The 18,384-nt window shown below is 64.6% G+C and carries 21 protein-coding genes; 8 read left to right on the top strand and 13 right to left on the bottom strand.

Annotated features, from left to right (window positions below; genetic code table 11):
• Window positions 1-82 precede the first annotated feature (82 nt).
• Window positions 83-1,018: an FHA domain-containing protein gene (locus tag AC1D0O_RS01375; RefSeq protein WP_477651758.1), complete on the bottom strand. Its 936-nt coding sequence runs from the start codon at window positions 1,016-1,018 to the stop codon at window positions 83-85.
• Between the two features lie 119 nt (window positions 1,019-1,137).
• On the bottom strand, window positions 1,138-2,565 hold the full coding sequence (locus tag AC1D0O_RS01370) for an aldehyde dehydrogenase family protein (RefSeq protein WP_477652239.1): 1,428 nt from the start codon (window positions 2,563-2,565) through the stop codon (window positions 1,138-1,140).
• A 325-nt stretch (window positions 2,566-2,890) separates the two neighbouring features.
• On the opposite strand from AC1D0O_RS01370, the gene AC1D0O_RS01365 reads away from it, so the two are divergent.
• Window positions 2,891-3,232 (top strand): hypothetical protein, encoded by a 342-nt coding sequence (locus AC1D0O_RS01365; RefSeq protein ID WP_477651757.1) that lies wholly within the window; start codon window positions 2,891-2,893, stop codon window positions 3,230-3,232.
• A 146-nt stretch (window positions 3,233-3,378) separates the two neighbouring features.
• Here the strand turns inward: AC1D0O_RS01365 and AC1D0O_RS01360 are convergent, their stop codons facing one another.
• Window positions 3,379-4,320: an LD-carboxypeptidase gene (locus AC1D0O_RS01360; protein ID WP_477651756.1), complete on the bottom strand. Its 942-nt coding sequence runs from the start codon at window positions 4,318-4,320 to the stop codon at window positions 3,379-3,381.
• A 68-nt stretch (window positions 4,321-4,388) separates the two neighbouring features.
• Between AC1D0O_RS01360 and AC1D0O_RS01355 the strand changes: the two genes are divergently transcribed.
• On the top strand, window positions 4,389-4,997 hold the full coding sequence (locus tag AC1D0O_RS01355; protein ID WP_477651755.1) for a trimeric intracellular cation channel family protein: 609 nt from the start codon (window positions 4,389-4,391) through the stop codon (window positions 4,995-4,997).
• On the opposite strand, the gene tadA is transcribed toward AC1D0O_RS01355, so the two are convergent.
• The 3 genes from tadA to AC1D0O_RS01340 are packed head-to-tail and all read right to left on the bottom strand — an operon-like array spanning window position 4,981 to window position 7,273.
• Window positions 4,981-6,372 carry a tRNA adenosine(34) deaminase TadA gene (gene tadA, locus AC1D0O_RS01350; RefSeq protein ID WP_477651754.1) on the bottom strand — a complete coding sequence of 464 codons (1,392 nt, stop codon included), beginning with the start codon at window positions 6,370-6,372 and terminating at the stop codon, window positions 4,981-4,983. The genes AC1D0O_RS01355 and tadA overlap by 17 nt on opposite strands.
• Window positions 6,373-6,405: 33 nt before the next feature.
• Window positions 6,406-6,633, bottom strand: coding sequence for a hypothetical protein (locus AC1D0O_RS01345; RefSeq protein ID WP_477651753.1), 228 nt, complete (start codon window positions 6,631-6,633; stop codon window positions 6,406-6,408).
• 1 nt (window position 6,634) lies between these two features.
• Window positions 6,635-7,273, bottom strand: coding sequence for an FMN-binding negative transcriptional regulator (locus AC1D0O_RS01340; RefSeq protein ID WP_477651752.1), 639 nt, complete (start codon window positions 7,271-7,273; stop codon window positions 6,635-6,637).
• Window positions 7,274-7,429: 156 nt separating this feature from the next.
• Between AC1D0O_RS01340 and AC1D0O_RS01335 the strand changes: the two genes are divergently transcribed.
• Window positions 7,430-8,374, top strand: coding sequence for a DUF72 domain-containing protein (locus AC1D0O_RS01335; RefSeq protein WP_477651751.1), 945 nt, complete (start codon window positions 7,430-7,432; stop codon window positions 8,372-8,374).
• Between the two features lie 5 nt (window positions 8,375-8,379).
• Here the strand turns inward: AC1D0O_RS01335 and thpR are convergent, their stop codons facing one another.
• The 3 genes from thpR to guaB form a co-directional block, all read right to left on the bottom strand.
• Window positions 8,380-9,057: an RNA 2',3'-cyclic phosphodiesterase gene (gene thpR / locus AC1D0O_RS01330; protein ID WP_477651750.1), complete on the bottom strand. Its 678-nt coding sequence runs from the start codon at window positions 9,055-9,057 to the stop codon at window positions 8,380-8,382.
• A complete protein-coding gene (gene guaA, locus AC1D0O_RS01325; RefSeq protein ID WP_477651749.1) occupies window positions 9,017-10,636 on the bottom strand; it encodes a glutamine-hydrolyzing GMP synthase in 1,620 nt (539 codons plus the stop codon). The genes thpR and guaA overlap by 41 nt, the downstream gene beginning before the upstream one ends.
• A 67-nt stretch (window positions 10,637-10,703) precedes the next feature.
• Complete coding sequence (gene guaB / locus AC1D0O_RS01320; RefSeq protein ID WP_413330514.1) at window positions 10,704-12,173, bottom strand: IMP dehydrogenase; 1,470 nt, start codon at window positions 12,171-12,173, stop codon at window positions 10,704-10,706.
• Between the two features lie 178 nt (window positions 12,174-12,351).
• Here guaB and AC1D0O_RS01315 point away from each other — a divergent pair, with 178 nt between their 5' ends.
• Window positions 12,352-12,894, top strand: a complete 543-nt coding sequence (locus tag AC1D0O_RS01315) for a DUF4124 domain-containing protein (protein ID WP_477651748.1) — start codon at window positions 12,352-12,354, stop codon at window positions 12,892-12,894.
• A gap of 55 nt (window positions 12,895-12,949) precedes the next feature.
• Here the strand turns inward: AC1D0O_RS01315 and AC1D0O_RS01310 are convergent, their stop codons facing one another.
• Complete coding sequence (locus AC1D0O_RS01310; protein ID WP_477651747.1) at window positions 12,950-13,306, bottom strand: RnfH family protein; 357 nt, start codon at window positions 13,304-13,306, stop codon at window positions 12,950-12,952.
• Window positions 13,293-13,739, bottom strand: a complete 447-nt coding sequence (locus AC1D0O_RS01305; protein ID WP_477651746.1) for a type II toxin-antitoxin system RatA family toxin — start codon at window positions 13,737-13,739, stop codon at window positions 13,293-13,295. The genes AC1D0O_RS01310 and AC1D0O_RS01305 overlap by 14 nt, the downstream gene beginning before the upstream one ends.
• 67 nt (window positions 13,740-13,806) lie before the next feature.
• Between AC1D0O_RS01305 and smpB the strand changes: the two genes are divergently transcribed.
• The 4 genes from smpB to AC1D0O_RS01285 all read left to right on the top strand — a co-directional run bounded on the left by smpB (window position 13,807) and on the right by AC1D0O_RS01285 (window position 16,281).
• Window positions 13,807-14,340, top strand: coding sequence for an SsrA-binding protein SmpB (gene smpB, locus AC1D0O_RS01300; protein ID WP_411880407.1), 534 nt, complete (start codon window positions 13,807-13,809; stop codon window positions 14,338-14,340).
• Between the two features lie 125 nt (window positions 14,341-14,465).
• Window positions 14,466-14,834, top strand: a complete 369-nt coding sequence (locus AC1D0O_RS01295) for a COG4315 family predicted lipoprotein (protein WP_477651745.1) — start codon at window positions 14,466-14,468, stop codon at window positions 14,832-14,834.
• 54 nt (window positions 14,835-14,888) lie between these two features.
• Window positions 14,889-15,413, top strand: coding sequence for a sigma-70 family RNA polymerase sigma factor (locus tag AC1D0O_RS01290; protein WP_477651744.1), 525 nt, complete (start codon window positions 14,889-14,891; stop codon window positions 15,411-15,413).
• A gap of 13 nt (window positions 15,414-15,426) precedes the next feature.
• Entirely contained in the window at window positions 15,427-16,281 is an 855-nt protein-coding gene (locus tag AC1D0O_RS01285) for an anti-sigma factor family protein (protein ID WP_477651743.1), read from the top strand.
• A gap of 12 nt (window positions 16,282-16,293) precedes the next feature.
• On the opposite strand, the gene AC1D0O_RS01280 is transcribed toward AC1D0O_RS01285, so the two are convergent.
• Both AC1D0O_RS01280 and AC1D0O_RS01275 read right to left on the bottom strand, forming a co-directional pair.
• Window positions 16,294-17,427, bottom strand: coding sequence for an enoyl-CoA hydratase/isomerase family protein (locus AC1D0O_RS01280; protein ID WP_477651742.1), 1,134 nt, complete (start codon window positions 17,425-17,427; stop codon window positions 16,294-16,296).
• Complete coding sequence (locus AC1D0O_RS01275; protein WP_477652238.1) at window positions 17,424-18,299, bottom strand: DMT family transporter; 876 nt, start codon at window positions 18,297-18,299, stop codon at window positions 17,424-17,426. The genes AC1D0O_RS01280 and AC1D0O_RS01275 overlap by 4 nt, the downstream gene beginning before the upstream one ends.
• Between the last annotated feature and the right edge of the window lie 85 nt (window positions 18,300-18,384).

The raw sequence follows: 18,384 nt of genomic DNA, 5'->3' as shown, positions 1-18,384 counted from the left end.
AGTCGCCGTGCGGATCGACGGCAAAGGCGATGAGCCCGCAGCGGACTCTTTGACATCCCGCACCCGGCAGGATGAATGCAGCTTATTTTTTCTGCAAGTGCATTTTGCCGTCGGCGAACTTGAAACTGACGGTGGGGACCGTGAAATCCTCAAAAGGAGCGCCCAGCGCGATCTCGCCTTCGAGCAGCAGCACGCATTCCTGGCGGCGCAACGCCACCACCGCCGCGCTGTCGGAAAAACGCACCCAGGTGCCGTAGCTGCTGACGTCCTCGAGGAAGAACTGGCCGGCGCGCCATTCAATCCTGGCATGCCTGCGGGAAACGCGCGGATCCTGCACCACAAAATGCGCGTCCTGGTCGCGCCCCAGGAAGATGGGCAGCTCGGTCGAGGCGAAGGCCGTGTTGATGTCCAGCCAGCACAGTTCTATCAACGCCTGGGCGGCAGCCTGCCGGGCGGGTGGTGGCTCCGTCAGGGTGGCGGGCACCGTGAAAGATTCCGACATGACCTCGGCCTGCCATTCGATGCGATGCACCAGGCAGGCTTCGGTGCGGCCCCGTATTTCCAGCGCGCCCAGGCTCCGTGAGCGCACCAGCGTATCGGAAGGAAGATGCTGGATGACGGCGTCGGTGGCCAGGATCTGGTCCGGGCCGGACAGGTCGCTCAGGCGCGAAGCCAGGTTGACGGCATCGCCGAAGCAGTCGCCGTCCTGCTCGACGATTTCACCGCGTGCCACGCCCGTTTGCAGGCGCATCTTGAGTTGGTCGGGCCAGTTGCGGATGCGGTCGCGGTGGACCCGCTGCAATTCGGTCACGGCATCGACGGCATCGGCATTGTCGGGAAACACGGCCAGCACGCCGTCGCCCAGGTATTTCACGACGTGGCCGCGGTAGGCCTCGCAGACCTTGCCTATCCACTGGGTCAGGCGTGTGATGGCCTGGGTTGCCTTGGCATTGCCCAGCGACTCAAAAACCCCGGTGCTTCCTGTGAGATCGGCAAAAACGACGGTAACTTCTGCCATAAATCGATGTAACTGCTTGTAGTTCTGGTGCCATTAAAACATAAGTACACATGGAACCTATGACAAACAGCAGTCGGCTCGGCGGTTTTGCCCGGCATCGGCCGGGGCGGACCGGGAATTCAGCTCGCGCTGGGCTTGAGCTGCATGGCCTTGAACTCGAGGAATTCCTCAAAGCCGTACACGCCGTTTTCGCGGCCGTTGCCCGACTGCTTGTAACCGCCGAACGGGGCCTGGCCGTTGAAAGGCCCGCCGTTGATGTCCACCTGGCCGGTGCGCAGGCGGCGCGCGACCTTCATCGCGTGCTCGTCGGTGCCGCTCCAGACGGCGCCGCCCAGTCCGTAGATGGTGCTGTTGGCGATGGCCACGGCGTCTTCTTCGTCTTTGTAGGGGATAACCACCAGCACCGGGCCGAAGATTTCCTCCTGGGCCAGCGAATCCGTCGGCTTGATGCCCAGGATGGTGGGCTGGACAAAATAACCCTTGGCGATGGCGGGCGCCTCGGCACCGCCGGCGATCACGTCCGCGCCCTCTTCGATGCCGGTGCGGATGAAACCCAGCACGCGGTCGCGCTGCGAAGCGCTGACCAGGGGGCCGAGCTTGCTGCCCTCTTCCAGGCTGGGGCCTACGCTGAATTTGGCGATGGCGGCCTGGGCCAGCGCCTTGACTTCCTCATAGCGGCCGGCCGGCACCAGCAGGCGGGTGTGGGCCGAGCAGGTCTGGCCGCTGTTGAGCATGCAGGCCGACACGGTGCCTTTGACGGCGGCCTCGAAATTGGCGTCGTCCAGCACCACGCTGGCCGACTTGCCGCCGAGTTCCAGCGCCACGCGCTTGATGGACTGGCTGGCCAGCTCGCCCACGCGCTTGCCGGCGCGGGTGGAACCGGTAAAGCTCACCATGTCGACTTCCGGGTGCGTGGCCAGGACTTCGCCCACCACCGGGCCCATGCCGTTGACCAGGTTGAACACGCCGGGCGGCAGGCCCGCCTCGTGGATGATTTCGGCCAGGATCATGGCGTTGACTGGCGCGATTTCGCTGGGTTTGAGCACCACGGTACAGCCGGCCACCATGGCCGGCGCGATTTTCAGCGTGATCTGGCTCAGCGGGAAATTCCAGGGCGTGATGCAGCCCACCACGCCGATCGCTTCGCGCACCACGAGGGAGTTGCCGACCTGCTTTTCCCACTCAAACTGGCGCGCCACCTTGGCGAAGTTGCCCCAGTGCCAGGCCGGGCCGCCCACCTGGACGGCACGCGCCATCTTCAGGGGCATGCCCACTTCGCGGGCAATCGCCACGGCCAGGTCCTCGGTGCGCGCCTTGACGCCGGCCGCCACCTTGTCGAGGTAGGCGGCGCGGGTTTCGACCGGCAGGGCTGACCAGCCGTCGAAAGCCGCGCGGGCCGCCAGCACGGCGGCTTCAGCCTCCGCCGCGGTGCCGGCCGGCACCGTCGCCATCAGGGCTTCGGTGCTGGAATCGTGGACGGGCAGGGTTTCGGAGGACTGGGCCTTGACCCATTGGCCGTTGATGTAGTGCGCGGGGTAAACGGTCATGGCGGTCATTTGTATGCTCATAGCGGTCCGGGGAGAGCCTGAAACAGGCCGAAAAAAAGGTGAATAATGCCGAAAAAAGCCGGAAGTGACTTTCGACTCACAGGTGAAATTGCCTGTAGGCCTAAAGATTTAAACAATGTTCAATGCCAGAATCGACATGACATCTAGTTACTAACTCCTTGATTCATTTGTTGTTTTGCGTTAACCATTTCACACAAAACACCTTGCATATCCTTAGATGTCGTCTTAATCTAACAGAAGACGACGTTCCATGGGAACGCAAATAAATACCCACGGGATGCTCCGGTAGAAAGTTGTGAAACACATGCGCTGGTTAAAACCGAATATCAAAAGCAGCTTCATGGCGCTGCTGGGCTCCGGTGAGGTCACGCCTTCCATACTGGAAGACCGCACCGAGGACATCCGCCAGTTCATCCTCGACGAGCTCGGTGAATTCGGTGAAAAGCACTATCCCAAGATTACCCGCCGCGTGCGTTATGCCCAGGACATCCAGGGCCTGTGGTACACCCGCGGCGACGTCATGGCGGTGCTGGCGGCCATGCACGGTGAGACCATCGCCCGTGAAAAAGTCAGCCGCATCAGCGACAAATTCAAGGGCATGCTGCCCCGCGGCCTGAGTTCGCGGCCCAGCCCGCTCACCACCTAACTTTTTCCCTCGTTCTGCTCTTTTTCTTCTCCAGTTTCCTCTAGTTTCTTCCTGGCCTCCAAGGCAACTTTTTAAACCAGCTTCTAGCTGGTTTATTTTTGTCCGCTCGCAGCCCGCGCCGACGCCCGGCGCGCCAGCCTGTCCACTCAATGCGCCTCGTGCGCGCCGTGCAGGTGGCCCCAGAGCACGAAGGCATCGCGCCCCTCCACCGCCAGCGTGGTTTTCAGGCCCACGGGCAGCATCACCTTGGTCGGCACGTGGCCGAAAGGCAGGCCGGTCAGCACACGCGCCTTGACCTTGCTTTGCAGCCAGGCAATCACCGACGCCAGCTTGAAGCCCTTGTCGTGCGGCACCAGGGAATAGTTGGTGAACTGCCCGAAGATGATGGCTTTTTGCTGCGCCAGCACGCCGGCGTGCAGCAGCTGCGTGAGCATGCGTTCCACACGGTAGGGATGCTCGGCAACGTCCTCGATGAACAGGATCCCGCCTTTGACGACCGGCAGGTAGGGTGTGCCGACCAGCGAGGACAGCATGGCCAGGTTGCCGCCCCAGAGCACCGCGTCCTTGACCATGAAATCGGCCGCCGGCTTCGCATCCGCGGCCGGCTTGGGCAGTTGCCAGCCCGTGCCCTCGCCCTGGCCCGTGATCAGGTCGTCAAAACAGGCCTCGGTGATGTCGTCCGGCGCCTTGGCGCCGAAATCCTCGCCCAGCGCGGGGCCGGCCCAGGTCACGGCGCCGGTCTTGGCCATCACGGCCAGCTGGAAGGCCGTGAAGTCGCTCAGGCCGACAAAACGCGTACCGCCCGCGATGGCTTTGGCGACCGCTTTGTATTGAATACCCGGCAGGATGCGCGACAGGCCGTAGCCGCCGCGGGAAATCAGGGCCACGTCGGCGCCGCTGGCGGCCGCGCGGTGGATGCCGGCCAGCCGGGTGTCGTCGTCACCGGCAAAACGCTGGTGGCGCGCGAGTGCGTCGGGATCAATTTCAACTTCATGGCCCAGGGCGGTGAGGCGCTGCACGCCGCGCTTGAAAGCGGCCTTGTCGCGCACTGCGCTGGAGGGGGAGTAGATATAGATATGTTTTTTCACGGCTGCAAGTATCCCACTGTCGCCCCTCCTGCCCTGCCGCCTTTGGCTACAGGTATAAACGGGCCACCATGATGCTGTATGTGCTGGACCTCCTGGGCGTTGCCGTCTTTGCCGTGAGCGGCGCGCTGGCGGCCGGGCGCCTGCAGTTGGACCTGTTGGGCGTGCTGGTGCTGGCGGCTTTGACCGCCATAGGCGGCGGCACCCTGCGCGACCTGCTGATGAACCGGCACCCGGTGTTCTGGATGGCCAGGCCGGCCTACCTGCTGGTGATAGCCGCGGCGGCGCTGGGCACCATGCTCTATGTGCAGGTGCTGCCGATCCCATCGCAAGCGCTGCTGGTGGCCGATGCGCTCGGGCTGGCGCTGTTCGCGCTCTCAGGTGCGCAACTGGCCGAAGCCGCGCGGCTGTCACCGGTCATCGTGGTGGTGATGGGCACCATGACAGGCGTGGCGGGCGGCCTGATGCGCGACGTCTGCAGCAACCAGGTACCGCTGTTGCTGCGCCAGGACATCTACGCGAGCGCGGCGATCGCCGGGATCGCACTCTACCTGGCTTTGAAGGCGATGGGACTTAAGCCCTCATGGGCCTTTGGTATCGGGCTGGCGGCGGTGGTGGCGCTGCGGCTCAGCGCCATTTTCATGGGCTGGCATCTGCCGGTCTTCAAGCTGCCGGGCTGAAAAACGCCAAGGCTTGCCGCGCGACCGGCTCGCCGTGCTCCTGCACAAAATGCCCCGCTTGTTCAAGCATCACGGGCTCACCGCAACCGCGAATCACGGCCTTCAGCGCCTGCATGACAGGCGGGCCCAGCACCGGGTCCTGCGCGCCCACCACCATCAGTGTTTTGCCCGTCCAGCCGTTTTGCCAGAAGCTGCGCGCTTGCCGCGAGATGGCGGCGCCGTCGGCCCCGGGGCTGTCCGGCACTATGGGCGGGAAGGCGCGCAAGGCCGCGCGGTGGCCTTTGTCCGGGAAAGGGGCGCTGTAGGCCGCGCACTCGGCAGCGCTCATCTGCGGGTTGCCGCGCGCGAACAGCCGGGCCACGTCGAACTCCGGGTTTTTCGCGCACATCTCGCGCCAGGCCACAAAGCCTGTGGGCAGTGGCGCGTCACCGGTGCCCAGTGTCGTGTTCATGACCAGCAAACCCCGGTAGCGCTGCGGCGCCTCCATCGGCAGCGTGAGGCCCAGCAGGCCGCCCCAGTCCTGAACCACCAGCACCACGTTCTGCAGGTCCAGGCGTTCGACCAGTTCCAGCAGGATCTGCCGGTGGATGCTGAAGTTGTGAAAGCTCTCTTTTTTGGGTTTGTCGCTTTTGCCGAAGCCGACCAGGTCGGGCGCGACGACCCTGTGCCCGGCTTCCAGCAGCACCGGAATCATCTTGCGGTAGAGATAGCTCCAGGCGGGATTGCCGTGCAAGCACAGGTAGGTCTGGCCGCCCTCGCCTTCCTTGCCTTCATCCAGGTAATGCATGCGCAATCCGCCCAGCGCCGGCAGGTCGCTGACATAGCGGGGTTGCCAGGGATAGCCCGGTAAATCGTCGAAGGCGGCCTCGGGCGTACGCAGTGCATCGTCGCGCAATGGATGGGCAAGCCGCGACTCTTCGCGCTTGTCGGCCCGGCGCTGCCGGAAAAAGGCCTGCAGCAGCTCGCCGCATTCCCCCGCCAGCACACCGCCCTGCAAGGACGTTTGATGGTTCAGCCGGGATTCGGCAAACAGGTTGAGGACCGAGCCGGCCGCGCCGGTCTTGGGGTCGGCCGCGCCGAACACCACACGCTTGAGGCGGGCGTGCAGCATGGCGCCGCTGCACATGGCGCAGGGCTCCAGCGTGACGAAGAGTTCGCAGTCGTCGAGCCGGTAGTTGCCCAGCACCCGCGCCGCGGCGCGCAGGGCCACGATCTCGGCATGGGCCGTCGGGTCATGGCCGTCCACCGGCGCATTGCGGCCGCTGGCAATGACCTCGCCGCGCCGGACCACCACCGCGCCCACGGGTACTTCACCCGCGGCGGCCGCCTGGCGCGCCTCGGCCAGGGCCTGCTGCATGAAAATCTCGTCACTCATTCGGAATGGCAATGACAGTCGCTGCCGCCGGCCTTATTTCTCTTCGGGCATGGGACGCGCCTGCTGCAGGGCGCCCTCCACGGCCTGCTTGACCTGCTGCTGGGCTTGCTGGCTCTGCACCTGCGGCGGCGCGTCGGCGGAAACGGCGGGCATGCCGGGGGCCGCCGGGACGGTGACCTGGGTGCCCAGTTGTTTTTTGACCAGCAGGCCCACGATGGCCAACGCCACCAGCAGGCCCACGATGCTGAAAATACCGCGCATATCAAGCCTCCTTTGGGGTGTCGCTGCCCATCGCCATGCCCAGGCGGTCCATCCAGGCCGCCAGGGCCCGCTCGTCCTCATTGCCAGCGGCGTACATGGCGTGCATCGCGGTATGCGACTCGCGCCTGTGCTGGTTGATTTTGACCTTGCATTGGAAATCGGTCACCTGCAGCTCAAAGCCCACGATGCCGGCCAGCATCTTGTGGGCAAACTCCTCGCCCAGGTCGCGCCACTGCTGGGCATAAGGCGGCTCGTGGTCGCCTATGAGAGTTTTGAGCAGCTTGTCCTTGGCCACCGGGTCTTCGACCAGCGTGGACTGCACGGTGCAATGCACGGCCACGTAATTCCAGGTCGGCACCCGCGCCAGGTCGGGGTAGACCTTGGGCGACAGGTAGGCATGCGGCCCGAGGAAGGTCACGACGGCCTGGGGCCGTGCCTGCAGGTAGCGCCAGTGCGGATTGGGCTTGGCCACATGGCCCAGCAGCACCATCTGCTCGCCGCGTTCTTCCAGGTGCAGCGGCAGATGGGTCACATAAGGCAGGCCCGCGTCATCCACGCTGATCAGGCTGGCGAAGGGGTGTTCGGTGATCAGCGCGGCGGCCTGGGCGCTGTCGCCTTTGAATTGGGGTGGCAGGTACATGGCCTGAAGCATAGGCCAAAAACCGGAATTTCAGACCGTCCGCACCGCGCACCATGGTATTCGCGCGACAAGGAAAATCGGGTCCAGCCTACAGCGGAGCCGGCCCGACAGCGCACAAACTGGCCTCGCCGCAGGGCATTGAAGCGCAGCACAGGCATGAAACATCCCCGGATCCGCATCGGCATCTCAGGCTGGCAATACGCCGGCTGGCGCGGTGTGTTCTACCCGCCGGGGCTGGTGCAGGCGCATGAACTCGCGTTCGCCTCTCGCGCCATGCAGACCATCGAGATCAACGGCTCGCACTATTCGCTTCAGCGCCCCAGCAGCTACCAGCGGTGGCATGACGAAACGCCGGACGGTTTTGTCTTCAGCGTGAAGGCACCGCGCTACCTGACCCACATGCTGCGCCTCGAGGGCGACGGCGTGCCGGTCGCGCTGGCCAACTTCCTTGCCTCGGGGATTTTTAAGCTGCGCGGCAAGCTCGGCCCCCTGCTCTGGCAGTTTCCGCCCGGCATGCCCTTCAAGCCCGAGGTGTTCGAGGCCTTTTTGCGCTTGCTGCCGCGCGACACCGAGGCCGCCGCGCAGTTCGCGCGCCGCCACCACGACAGCCACGTTCACCACCCCTGCCTGGAAATCGACCGCAAGCGCCGGCTCAGGCATGCGATTGAAATCCGCCACCCGGGCTTTTGCGAAGAGTCCTTCGTCAAGATGCTGCGCCGCCACGGCGCCGCGCTGGTGGTGTCCGAGGCGGTGGCCGACTGGCCTTATGCCGAGGACCTGACGGCGGATTTTGTCTACCTGCGGCTGCACGGGCCTGACACGCTTTACGGCGGCCGCTACAGCGACAAGGCGTTGGACCGTTGGGCGGCGCGCATAGCCACCTGGGCTTCGGGCGGTGAACCGGAAGACGCACAACGCATCTCCGCCAGGCCTGCACGGGCGCGGGCCAGCCGCGAGGTGTTCTGTTATTTCGACAACGACCAGAAAGTGCGAGCGCCCTTCGACGCGCGCCGGCTTACCGAAAGGCTGATGCCCGAAGAAACGCTGTCGCTGGAGCCGCTGGAGCCGCTGGACCGGCAAGGCGGCATGTTCGACTCATGAGGGTGTTACGCCGGCCGCACTGGCAACGGCCAGCGCCCCAGGGTTTCATAGCGCGTTTCCTGCATGGCGCTGTGCAGCAACACAAATTCATGCGCTTCCCAGGTGACTGCGTTAACGGTGTGTTCGGACACTACTTGGGCGTCGTACAACAAAGTGACATGTGGGGTAAATGAACTGCGTGGGCCGCCCGGTACATCTTTTGCGGCGAGGGCGTCCCATAGGTTGATTCGAAACGCTTTCAACATCAGGTTGGCCTCACCGGAATCCCTGAGTACCAGCGGTCGTTTTTCAGCGTGGCGCCCGAAACTCACAACCCGATCCAGCTGCACTGAAAACCGGCTCGAGCGCGCTTGAAACCCGCTTGCGGCTTCGCATGCCGCCTTGACGGCGTCGTACGGCATGCTCTCGAAGTCACCCAGATGATCAAGAGTTAGGTGCAGGCGATTGGGCGCATGCAGTTTGCCGGTCAGCGCGAACTGGCCTTTCAAGCCAGTTCCGAGCTCAAGTATTTGCTCGATGGCTGCCTCGCTTGGGAAAAGCGCAAAAAATAGGCGACAGCGCCCCGTGCGGGGCGCCGCGGGTCTTTTTAACCTGGGAGGCGAAGGATCACCAAAAAGACTGGATTGCTCCACGAGGCTCGCCTCACTCCCACTCGATGGTCGCCGGCGGCTTGCTGCTGACATCGTAGGTGACGCGGTTGATGCCGCGCACTTCGTTGATGATGCGGCCTGAGACCTTTTTGAGCAGCGCGTAGGGCAGTTCGGCCCAGTCGGCCGTCATGAAGTCGCTGGTTTGCACGGCGCGCAGGGCCACCACGTAGTCGTAAGTGCGGCCGTCGCCCATCACGCCCACGCTTTTGACCGGCAGGAACACGGTGAAGGCCTGGCTGGTGAGTTCGTACCAGGTCTTGCCGGTGGCAGCGTCCTTGAAGTTGCGCAACTCCTCGATGAAGATCGCATCGGCGCGGCGCAACAGGTCGGCGTATTCCTTTTTGACTTCGCCGAGGATGCGCACGCCCAGGCCGGGGCCCGGGAAGGGATGGCGGTAGACCATGTCGTGCGGCAGGCCAAGCGCCACGCCCAGTTCGCGGACTTCGTCCTTGAACAGCTCGCGCAGGGGTTCGAGCAGCTTCAGGCCCAACTGTTCGGGCAAGCCGCCCACGTTGTGGTGGCTCTTGATGGTGACGGCTTTTTTGCTCTTGGCACCGCCGGACTCGATGACGTCGGGGTAAATCGTGCCCTGGGCCAGCCATTTGGCGCCCTTATGGCCGCCATCGCCGGCCTTGAGGCGGGCGGCTTCGGCCTTGAATACCTCGACGAACTCGCGGCCGATGATCTTGCGCTTGGCCTCGGGCTCGCTCACACCGGCCAGGTGGCCGAGGAACTGGTCGCTGGCATCGACGCGAATTACTTTGGCATGCAGCTTGCCGACAAACATGTCCATCACCATGTCGCCTTCGTTGAGGCGCAGCAGGCCGTGGTCGACGAAGACGCAGGTCAGCTGGTCGCCGATGGCGCGATGGATCAGGGCCGCGGCCACCGATGAATCGACGCCGCCCGACAGGCCCAGGATGACCTCTTCGTCGCCGACCTGCTGGCGGATCTTTTCGACGGCTTCGCTGATGTAGTCGCCCATGACCCAGTCCTGGCGCGTGCCGCAGATCTCGAGCACAAAGCGCTTGAGAATGGCATTGCCCTGTTTGGTGTGCGTGACCTCGGGGTGGAACTGCACCGCGTAGAAGCGGCGCTCCTCGTCGGCCATGCCGGCGATGGGGCAGGAATCGGTGGACGCCATGAGCTTGAAGCCGGGCGGCATTTCGGTGACCTTGTCGCCGTGGCTCATCCAGACGTCGAGCATGCCCTGGCCTTCGGGCGTGGTGTAGTCGGCGATGTCTTTCAGCAGCGCGGTGTGGCCGCGGGCGCGCACGTCGGCAGAGCCGAATTCGCGCTTGTGCCCGCCTTCGACCTTGCCGCCCAGCTGGTGCGCCATGGCCTGCATGCCGTAGCAGATGCCCAGCACGGGCAGGCCCAGCTCAAAGACGGCTTGCGGCGCCTTGTCGGTGGTTTCCTCGTAGATACTGGCATGGCTGCCGGAGAGGATCACGCCCTTGAGCGTGCCCTCCTTGGCGTATTCGCGGATCCATTCGTCGCTGACGTCGCAGGGATGGACTTCGCAGAAGACGTGGGCGTCGCGCACGCGGCGCGCGATCAGCTGAGTGACCTGTGAGCCGAAATCGAGGATGAGGATTTTCTGGTGTTGCATGAGGGGCTTCTTCAAGGCAAAAAAAGAAAGGGCGTCTATCAAGACGCCCTGGTCGGCCGGGTCACATTCAATCAGCGCGGTAGTTGGGTGCTTCTTTGGTGATCTGCACGTCGTGCACGTGGCTTTCGCGAATGCCGGCCGAGGTGATTTCGACGAACTCGGCCTTGTCGCGCATGTCCTCAATGGTGGGGCAACCGCAGTAGCCCATGCTGGCCCGCAGGCCGCCGGCCATCTGGAACACGATGGCGACCATGGAACCCTTGTAGGGCACCCGGCCCTCGATGCCTTCGGGCACCAGCTTGTCGGCGTTCGGGTTGCCGGTGCTCGATTCCTGGAAGTAGCGGTCGGCGCTACCCTGCTGCATGGCGCCTATGCTGCCCATGCCGCGGTAGCTCTTGTAGCTGCGGCCCTGAAACAGGATGACCTCGCCCGGGGCTTCTTCGGTGCCGGCGAACATGCCGCCCATCATCACGGTGTTGGCGCCCGCCGCGATGGCCTTGGCGATGTCGCCGCTGTAGCGGATGCCGCCGTCGCCGATCAGCGGAACGCCGGTGCCGCGCAGCGCGGTGGCGACGTTGTCGATGGCCATGATCTGCGGCACGCCGACGCCGGCGACGATGCGGGTGGTGCAGATGCTGCCGGGGCCTATGCCGACCTTGACGCCGTCGGCGCCGGCTTCCACCAGCGCCAGCGCGGCCGCGCCGGTGGCGATGTTGCCGCCGATGACGTCGACCTGCGGGTAGTTCTGCTTGACCCAGCGCACCCGGTCGAGCACGCCCTTGCTGTGGCCGTGGGCGGTGTCGACGACGATGGCATCGACGCCGGCTTTCACCAGGGCTTCGACGCGCTCTTCCGTACCCTCACCTACGCCGACGGCGGCGCCCACGCGCAGCTGGCCGTGCGAGTCGCGCGCGGCATTCGGGAAAGTGGTCTGCTTGGTGATGTCCTTGACGGTGATCAGGCCCTTGAGCTCGAAGTTGTCATTGACCAGCAGCACGCGCTCGAGGCGGTGCTTGTTCAGCAGCGCCTTGGCGTCGGACAGCGAGGCGGTTTCGGAAATGGTGATGAGGCGCTCGCGCGGCGTCATGATGGTGCTGACCGGCACGTCCATGCGCGATTCGAAGCGCATGTCGCGTCCCGTGACGATGCCGACAACACGGCCGCCGTCGATGACCGGGAAGCCGGAGATGCCGAGCTGCTCGCTCAGCGCCATGACCTGGCGCACGGTGTGGGTGGGGGTGATGACGACCGGGTCGCGCAACACGCCGCTTTCGTAGCGCTTGACCTTGGCGACTTCAGCGGCCTGCTGCTGGGCCGTGAGGTTTTTGTGAACGATGCCTATGCCGCCTTCCTGGGCGATGGCGATGGCCAGCCGGGCTTCGGTGACCGTGTCCATGGCCGCCGACACGAGCGGCAGGTTCAGGCGGATGTTTCGGGAGAATTGGGTGGAAAGTGAAGTGTCCTTGGGCAGGACCTGGGAGAACGCTGGCACCAACAATACGTCGTCGAAGGTGAGCGCTTTGCCGAGTAGGCGCATAGGGATGGCTCCAAAAACACGATTGTACCCTTGTCGCAAAGACCCGTCGGTACTAACCCCTAGCCACCTTCCGGTGCGGTTTGGCCGCCGTTGCGCCCAGGTTGTAAAAAGGCAGCTTTGCCGGCGCTTTGCTTCCGAATACGCCGAAAACCGCGCCACACAGCGCTACACTGGCGAAATGGACCTCAAACTCGTCTCAAGAACACTCATACTGGCCATCGCCGGCGGCGCTTTTTCAGTCACCGCCCTGGCGCAGTGGCAATGGATAGACAAAGACGGCCGCAAGGTCTACAGCGACCGCTCGCCGCCGGCCGACATCCCCGAAAAAAACATCCTGAAGATGCCGCGCGGAGCCAGGGGGAAATCCGTCGCGGTGACGCCCGTTGACGACCCGGCCGCCGCTCCCGCTGGGGCGGCCTCTGCAGCGGCGACCAAAACCGCCGCCAATGCCCCCAAGCTGACCGGCAAGGACGCGCAGCTCGAAGCCAAGAAAAAGCAGGCGGAAGACGAAGAAGCCGCCAAAAAGCAGGCCGACCAGGAAAAAGTCGCCAAGGCCAAGGCAGAAAATTGCGAACGGGCGAAAAAATCGCTGGCCGGCTTCCAGTCAGGCCAACGGGTCCCCTACACCAATGCCAAGGGTGAGCGCGATTACATGGATGACAAGGCCAGGGCGGCGGAAGTCAATCGCATCCAGGGTATTGTGGCCAGCGACTGCAGTTAAGAGTCCGCAGTAAAGAGGAAGGCGACGGGACAGCGGCCCGCCCTTCCCTCATCGTCTAGTATCCGGCCTTGGCGCCGGCCCGGGTTTTGGCAAACAGCCCGGCACTCTTGGCGCCCTGCCGGTTGAAGCGCTCGCGGCGCGCCACCTTGGGGTCCACACGCAGGCCGCGATAAATTTCAATCCGGTCCTGGTCCCGCAGCACGTGTCCCGGCGTGGTTTTGCGGCCCCAGATGCCCAGGACCAGGCGGCCGCCCCGCAACTCCGTGAATTCATCGAGCACCCCGCTGGCCGCCAGCGCCCGGGCCACCGTCGCGCCGGCCGGAAGTTCCAGTGACCATTCGCGCACCTGCCGCGGCGCGGGTGAATAAACCAGGCTGATTTTGAGCGGCGCGCCGCCCTCAGGGCTCGCCATAGACGTCCGACGCTCTTTTGACAAAAGCATCGACCAGGCTGCCCGCGATCTTGTCGAACACGGGGCCGACCAGCGCCGCCAGCGCGGCATTGTCGAAGTCATAACGCAGGCTGAACTCGACCTTGCACGCCCTTTCGCTGCCTTTACCGACCGGCGTGAAATCCCAGTGGCCATCCAGCTTTGAAAACGGCCCGTCGACCAGCTTCAGGCTGACCTTGCGGTCTTTTTCATGGACGTTGCGGGTGGTGAAACTTTGCGAAAGCCCTGCGATGGAGAGGCCCACTTTGGCCGTCATGCCGTGCGCGTTTTCTTCCAGCACCGAGGCCTGGTCGCACCACGGCAAAAACTCGGGATAGCGGGCGACGTCGGTGACCAGGGCGTACATCTCGGCGGCGCTGTACCAGATTAAAACGGACTTGTGAACGGTTTTCATACAATCGAGGGCTGGGCGCAATTGTATTGGCACTGTACTTTCCAGTTTTCGCCCCTATCTTTTATCCATGGCCACCAAAGAAGCATCCTCCTCCAAAAAAACGGCCGCAACGCCTTCCGCAAACCTTTCCCCCAAGGCCGCGGCGGCGGCCGTGCGCATCGCCGACAACAAAAAAGCCCTCTTCAACTACCACATCGAGGAGCGCTTTGAGGCGGGTATGGTGCTCGAAGGCTGGGAAGTGAAATCCCTGCGCGAAGGCAAGGTACAGCTCACCGACGGCTATGTGGTGGTGCGCGGCGGCGAGCTGTTCATCATCGGCTGCCAAATCAACCCGCTGGGCACGGCCTCCACCCACGTGCGGCCCGACTCGGTACGCACCAAAAAACTGCTGATGCACAAGGAAGAGATTCGCAGGCTGATCGGCAAGGTCGAGCAAAAAGGTTTCACCCTGGTGCCGCTGAACATGCACTGGAAGGCCGGCAAGGTCAAATGCGAGATCGGCCTGGCCAAGGGCAAGGGTGAGCACGACAAGCGCGACACCATCAAGGACCGCGAAGGCAAGCGCGAGGTCGAGCGCGCCATGAAGTCCCGCAACCGCTGACCGCCGGCCCTTCGGGGCCCGTCATAAAAGAATTTCCGGTGCCATGGAATAAACCGCCCACCACGGCTGTTTATTCCAGTGCAGGCTGCTTTTGCCTGATTTGCCTGAACACACCGGAGATTCCCATGAAACTGCTCCCCATTGCCCTGTTGACCGCCGGCCTGCTCGGCCTCTGCGCCTCCGCGAGCGCCCAAAGCCCGGCCAAGGCCGCCGAGGGCGTGCTGGTCGGCCCCAACGGCATGACCTTGTACGTGTTTGACAAGGACACGGCCGACAAATCGGTCTGCAACGGCGGCTGCGCCACCAACTGGCCTCCGCTGATGGCCGCCGACACCGACAAGGTCGCCGGCGACTACACCATCATCACCCGTGACGACGGGAAAAAGCAGTGGGCCCTGAAGGGCAAGCCGCTGTACTACTGGGCAAAGGACAGCAAGCCGGGCGACAAGACCGGCGACAACGTGGGCACCGTCTGGCACGTCGTCAAGCCCTGACGCCGCACGCCTGCCACACCTCCCGCTACGATGGCAGCAGGCTTTGCCTGACGCATGACCCACTTTCCGCTGACCGACCACATCCCCAGCTTGCGCCGCTATGCGCGCGCGCTGACGGGCGACGCCTGGGCGGCCGACGACCTGGTGCAGGACACGCTGGAGCGTGCCTGCTCCAGATGGCGGCTGTGGCTGGCGGGCAGCGACCTGCGTGCCTGGCTGTTCACGCTGATGCACAACATCTTCGTCAACCAGCTTCGCCGCTCCCTGCGGCAGGCGGCCGCGGGCGCCACGGTCAATGTCGAGGAGGTCGAGAACGAACTGGCGGCGCCGGAAGCCGGCACGGCCCAGTCGCTTGACCTGCAGCGCTGCCTGCTGCGCCTGCCGGAAGACCAGCGGGCCGTGCTGCTGCTGGTCAGCCTCGAAGACCTCAGCTACGAAGAGGTCGCCAAAATCACCGGCGTGCCGGTCGGGACGGTCATGTCCCGCCTGTCGCGCGCGCGCAGCCGCCTGCGCGAATTGATGGACGGCCCGGCCCCGGTGGCCGCCGGCGCACCGGCCCAGCTCAGGCGCCTGAAGTAAAGGCAGGACCTCCATGGAAAAAATCCACGACACAACGCACGCCCCCCACGGCGAACTCCTGCACGACCGCATCAACGCCCTGGTCGACGGCTGGCTGCCGCCCACCCGGCAGGCTGAACTCGAAGCGCAGCTGGGCAAAGACGCCGCGGCCCGCGAAACGCTGCAAGCCTGGAAGGCCCAACGCGAGGCCCTGCGCACCCTGCACCGCCCGCTGATGGATGAAGCCATCCCTGACGCCTTGCTGGCCGCCGCGCGCCGCGGCCAGGCCGGCAGGCAGCAAGTCGACCAATGGCGGCGCTGGGGCGGCATGGCGGCGGCGGTGATGCTGGCTTTTGGCGTGGGCTGGCTGTCGCATGGGCAGCTTGGTGGCCCCGCGCCGCAGCAACTCGCCTCGGTGCGTTCGGCGCAATCCTTTGTGCACCAGGCTTCGCTGGCACACGCCGTGTTTTCGCCCGAGGTGCGCCATCCTGTCGAAGTCACGGCCGCGCAACAGGAGCATCTGATCCAGTGGCTGTCCAAACGCGTGGGACGGCCGCTGAAAGTGCCGGTGCTGGTGGCCGAAGGTTATGAGCTGGTCGGCGGCAGGCTGCTGTCCGGTGACGGCGGGGCCCGCGCGCAGTTCATGTTCCAGAATGCGGCCGGCTTGCGCCTGACTTTGTACCTGGGTGCCGTGGATGCGGCTTCACCTGCCGCATCGATACCCAAGCCGCCGTCCGACGCAGCCCGGGAAACCGCCTTCCGCTACAGCGGCGACGGCCCGGTGCCCTCGTTCTACTGGGTGGATCAAGGCTTCGGCTACGCGCTGAGCGGCGCCGTCTCGCGTGACGAGTTGATGAAGCTGGCGCAACTGGTGTACCAGCAGCTCTAAACCTCGGTTTGCTTACTTGAGGCCACGCAGGGGATGCGTTTCAGGCGTCCAGGGGCTGGCGAAAAAAGCATCCGCCATGCCGGGCTTGACGTCTTCAATGCGGGCCGGGTTCCACTGCGGCTTGTAGTCCTTGTCGACCGCTAGCGCGCGTATGCCCTCGACGGTCTCGCTGGCAGCGCCCGGGCGCAGGTGAAAGCAGTGATGCACCATGTCGCGCTCCATGCGCAGGTCGTCGGCCAGGCTCATGCCGCGGGCACGGCGGATCTGTTCCAGCGTGACGTGCAACATCAGCGGCGAGCGCTTGCGCAAGGTAGCGGCGGTTTTGGCCGCCCATGGATCAGGCGAGGCTTCCAGCGCATCGACGATGTGTTTGACGCGCAACAGCGAAAAATAGCCGTCGATCTTGCTGTCGGCCTTCACTGGCTGGGTGTGGCCCGTGGTCCACTGCGCCGCGATCCATGCCTCGGCGGCGGCGGCTGAACCGAAGGCCTGGGCGCCCAGGGCCTCCCACAGCGCCGGCAGGCGGGCTGCGTCGACCTTGATGTCGGCCAGGCCGTAGGCCAGCGCTTCGTCCGCGCCGATCACCTCCCCCGTCAGCGCCAGGTATTCGCCGGCATGGCCGGGGCAGCGGCCCAGGAAATAACCGCCACCGACATCCGGAAACAGGCCGATGTTGGTTTCGGGCATGGCCATCTTGGTGTGCTCGGTGACGATGCGTACCCGGGCTCCCTGACTGATTCCCATGCCGCCGCCCATGACCACGCCGTCCATGAAGGCGATGTAAGGCTTGGGGTAGGTGTGGATCAGGTGATTGAGGGCGTATTCCTCGGTGAAGAAGTCCTCCAGCGCGGAATCGTCCGTGAGCGCAGCCTGGTGGAAAAAGCGGATGTCGCCGCCGGCGCAAAAACCACCGAACAGGCTCTCCGGCGTGCCGGGCTGGCCTTTTTTGTTGCTGCCGCGTATCGCCACCACATGGACCGCCGGGTCGTCGCGCCAGGCCAGCAAGGCGGCGGACAGCTCGCGGATCATGGGCAGCGACAGCGCGTTGAGGGCTTTGGGCCGGTTCAGCGTGATCAGCCCGGCATTGCCGCGCCGCTCCAGCAGCACCTCGGCCCTGGTTTCCGTATTCGTATTTATATCGCTCATGCCCGCTGCCTCCATCCAACCAGTTCATTGACCACCAGCGCGCCTATCACCAGCGCGCCGCCCGTCAGCACGCTCGCGCCGGGCACCTCGCCCGCGCCGAACCAGGCCAGCAGGATCCCGAAAATCACTTCCAGCAGCGCCAGCAAGGCGACTTCCGGCGCCTTGAGCACGCCGGCGCACATCACCGACAACACACAAGGGATGGCCAGTTGCACCAGGCCCAGCACCGCCAGCAAGCCGATGTCATGCGCCGTGGCGGAGAACGGCAGCGACAGCGGCAAGGTGGCCAGCGTCGAAATCACCGCGCCCAGCAGCACCGCAGGCACCAGGTCGACATTTTTGCCGTGGGCGCGGCTGTGTTGCACCACCGTCCAGTTGCTGGCGCTGGCCAGCGGCACCATCAGGGCCACCAGGGTCCCGCCGATGTGGCTGGAGAGGTCCATCTGCCCGCCGTACATCCAGGCGATGCCGGCGCCCGCCATGGCAATGGCCAGCCAGGTCCGCGCGGGAATGCGGTGGCCGATGAAGGCGCGGGCCAGCAAGGCCGTGATGAAGGGGCTGAGTGCCATGGTCACGAGCACGTTGGCCACGGTGGTCATCGTGAGCGCGACCATGAAGGCCGTGAACATCACGCTCCAGCAGACGCCCGACAGCCAGAAGGCCGAGCCGCCATTGCGTATCTTGGTGAACACCGCCCGGCCCTGGAAGAACGGCAGGATGACCAGCAGCGACACCACCGTGAAAAAGCTGCGCCAGAAGGTGATCTCAAAGCTGCGGGCCGACTCCAGGTGGCGCGTCACGACGCCCGCAATCGACCACATCATGGTCACAAGAATCATCAGGAAAACGGCGCGGGAATGCGTGAGTTTCATGGGATGGGCAATCAATTCAGGCTGTTGTGCAGACATAAAAGCAAAGGCCGCTGAAGCTTGCGCGCAGCGGCCTTTGACAATCTCC

It is taken from the genome of Polaromonas sp. P1_F2, assembly GCF_056405735.1.
This window is presented reverse-complemented; position numbering and strand designations above follow the sequence as displayed.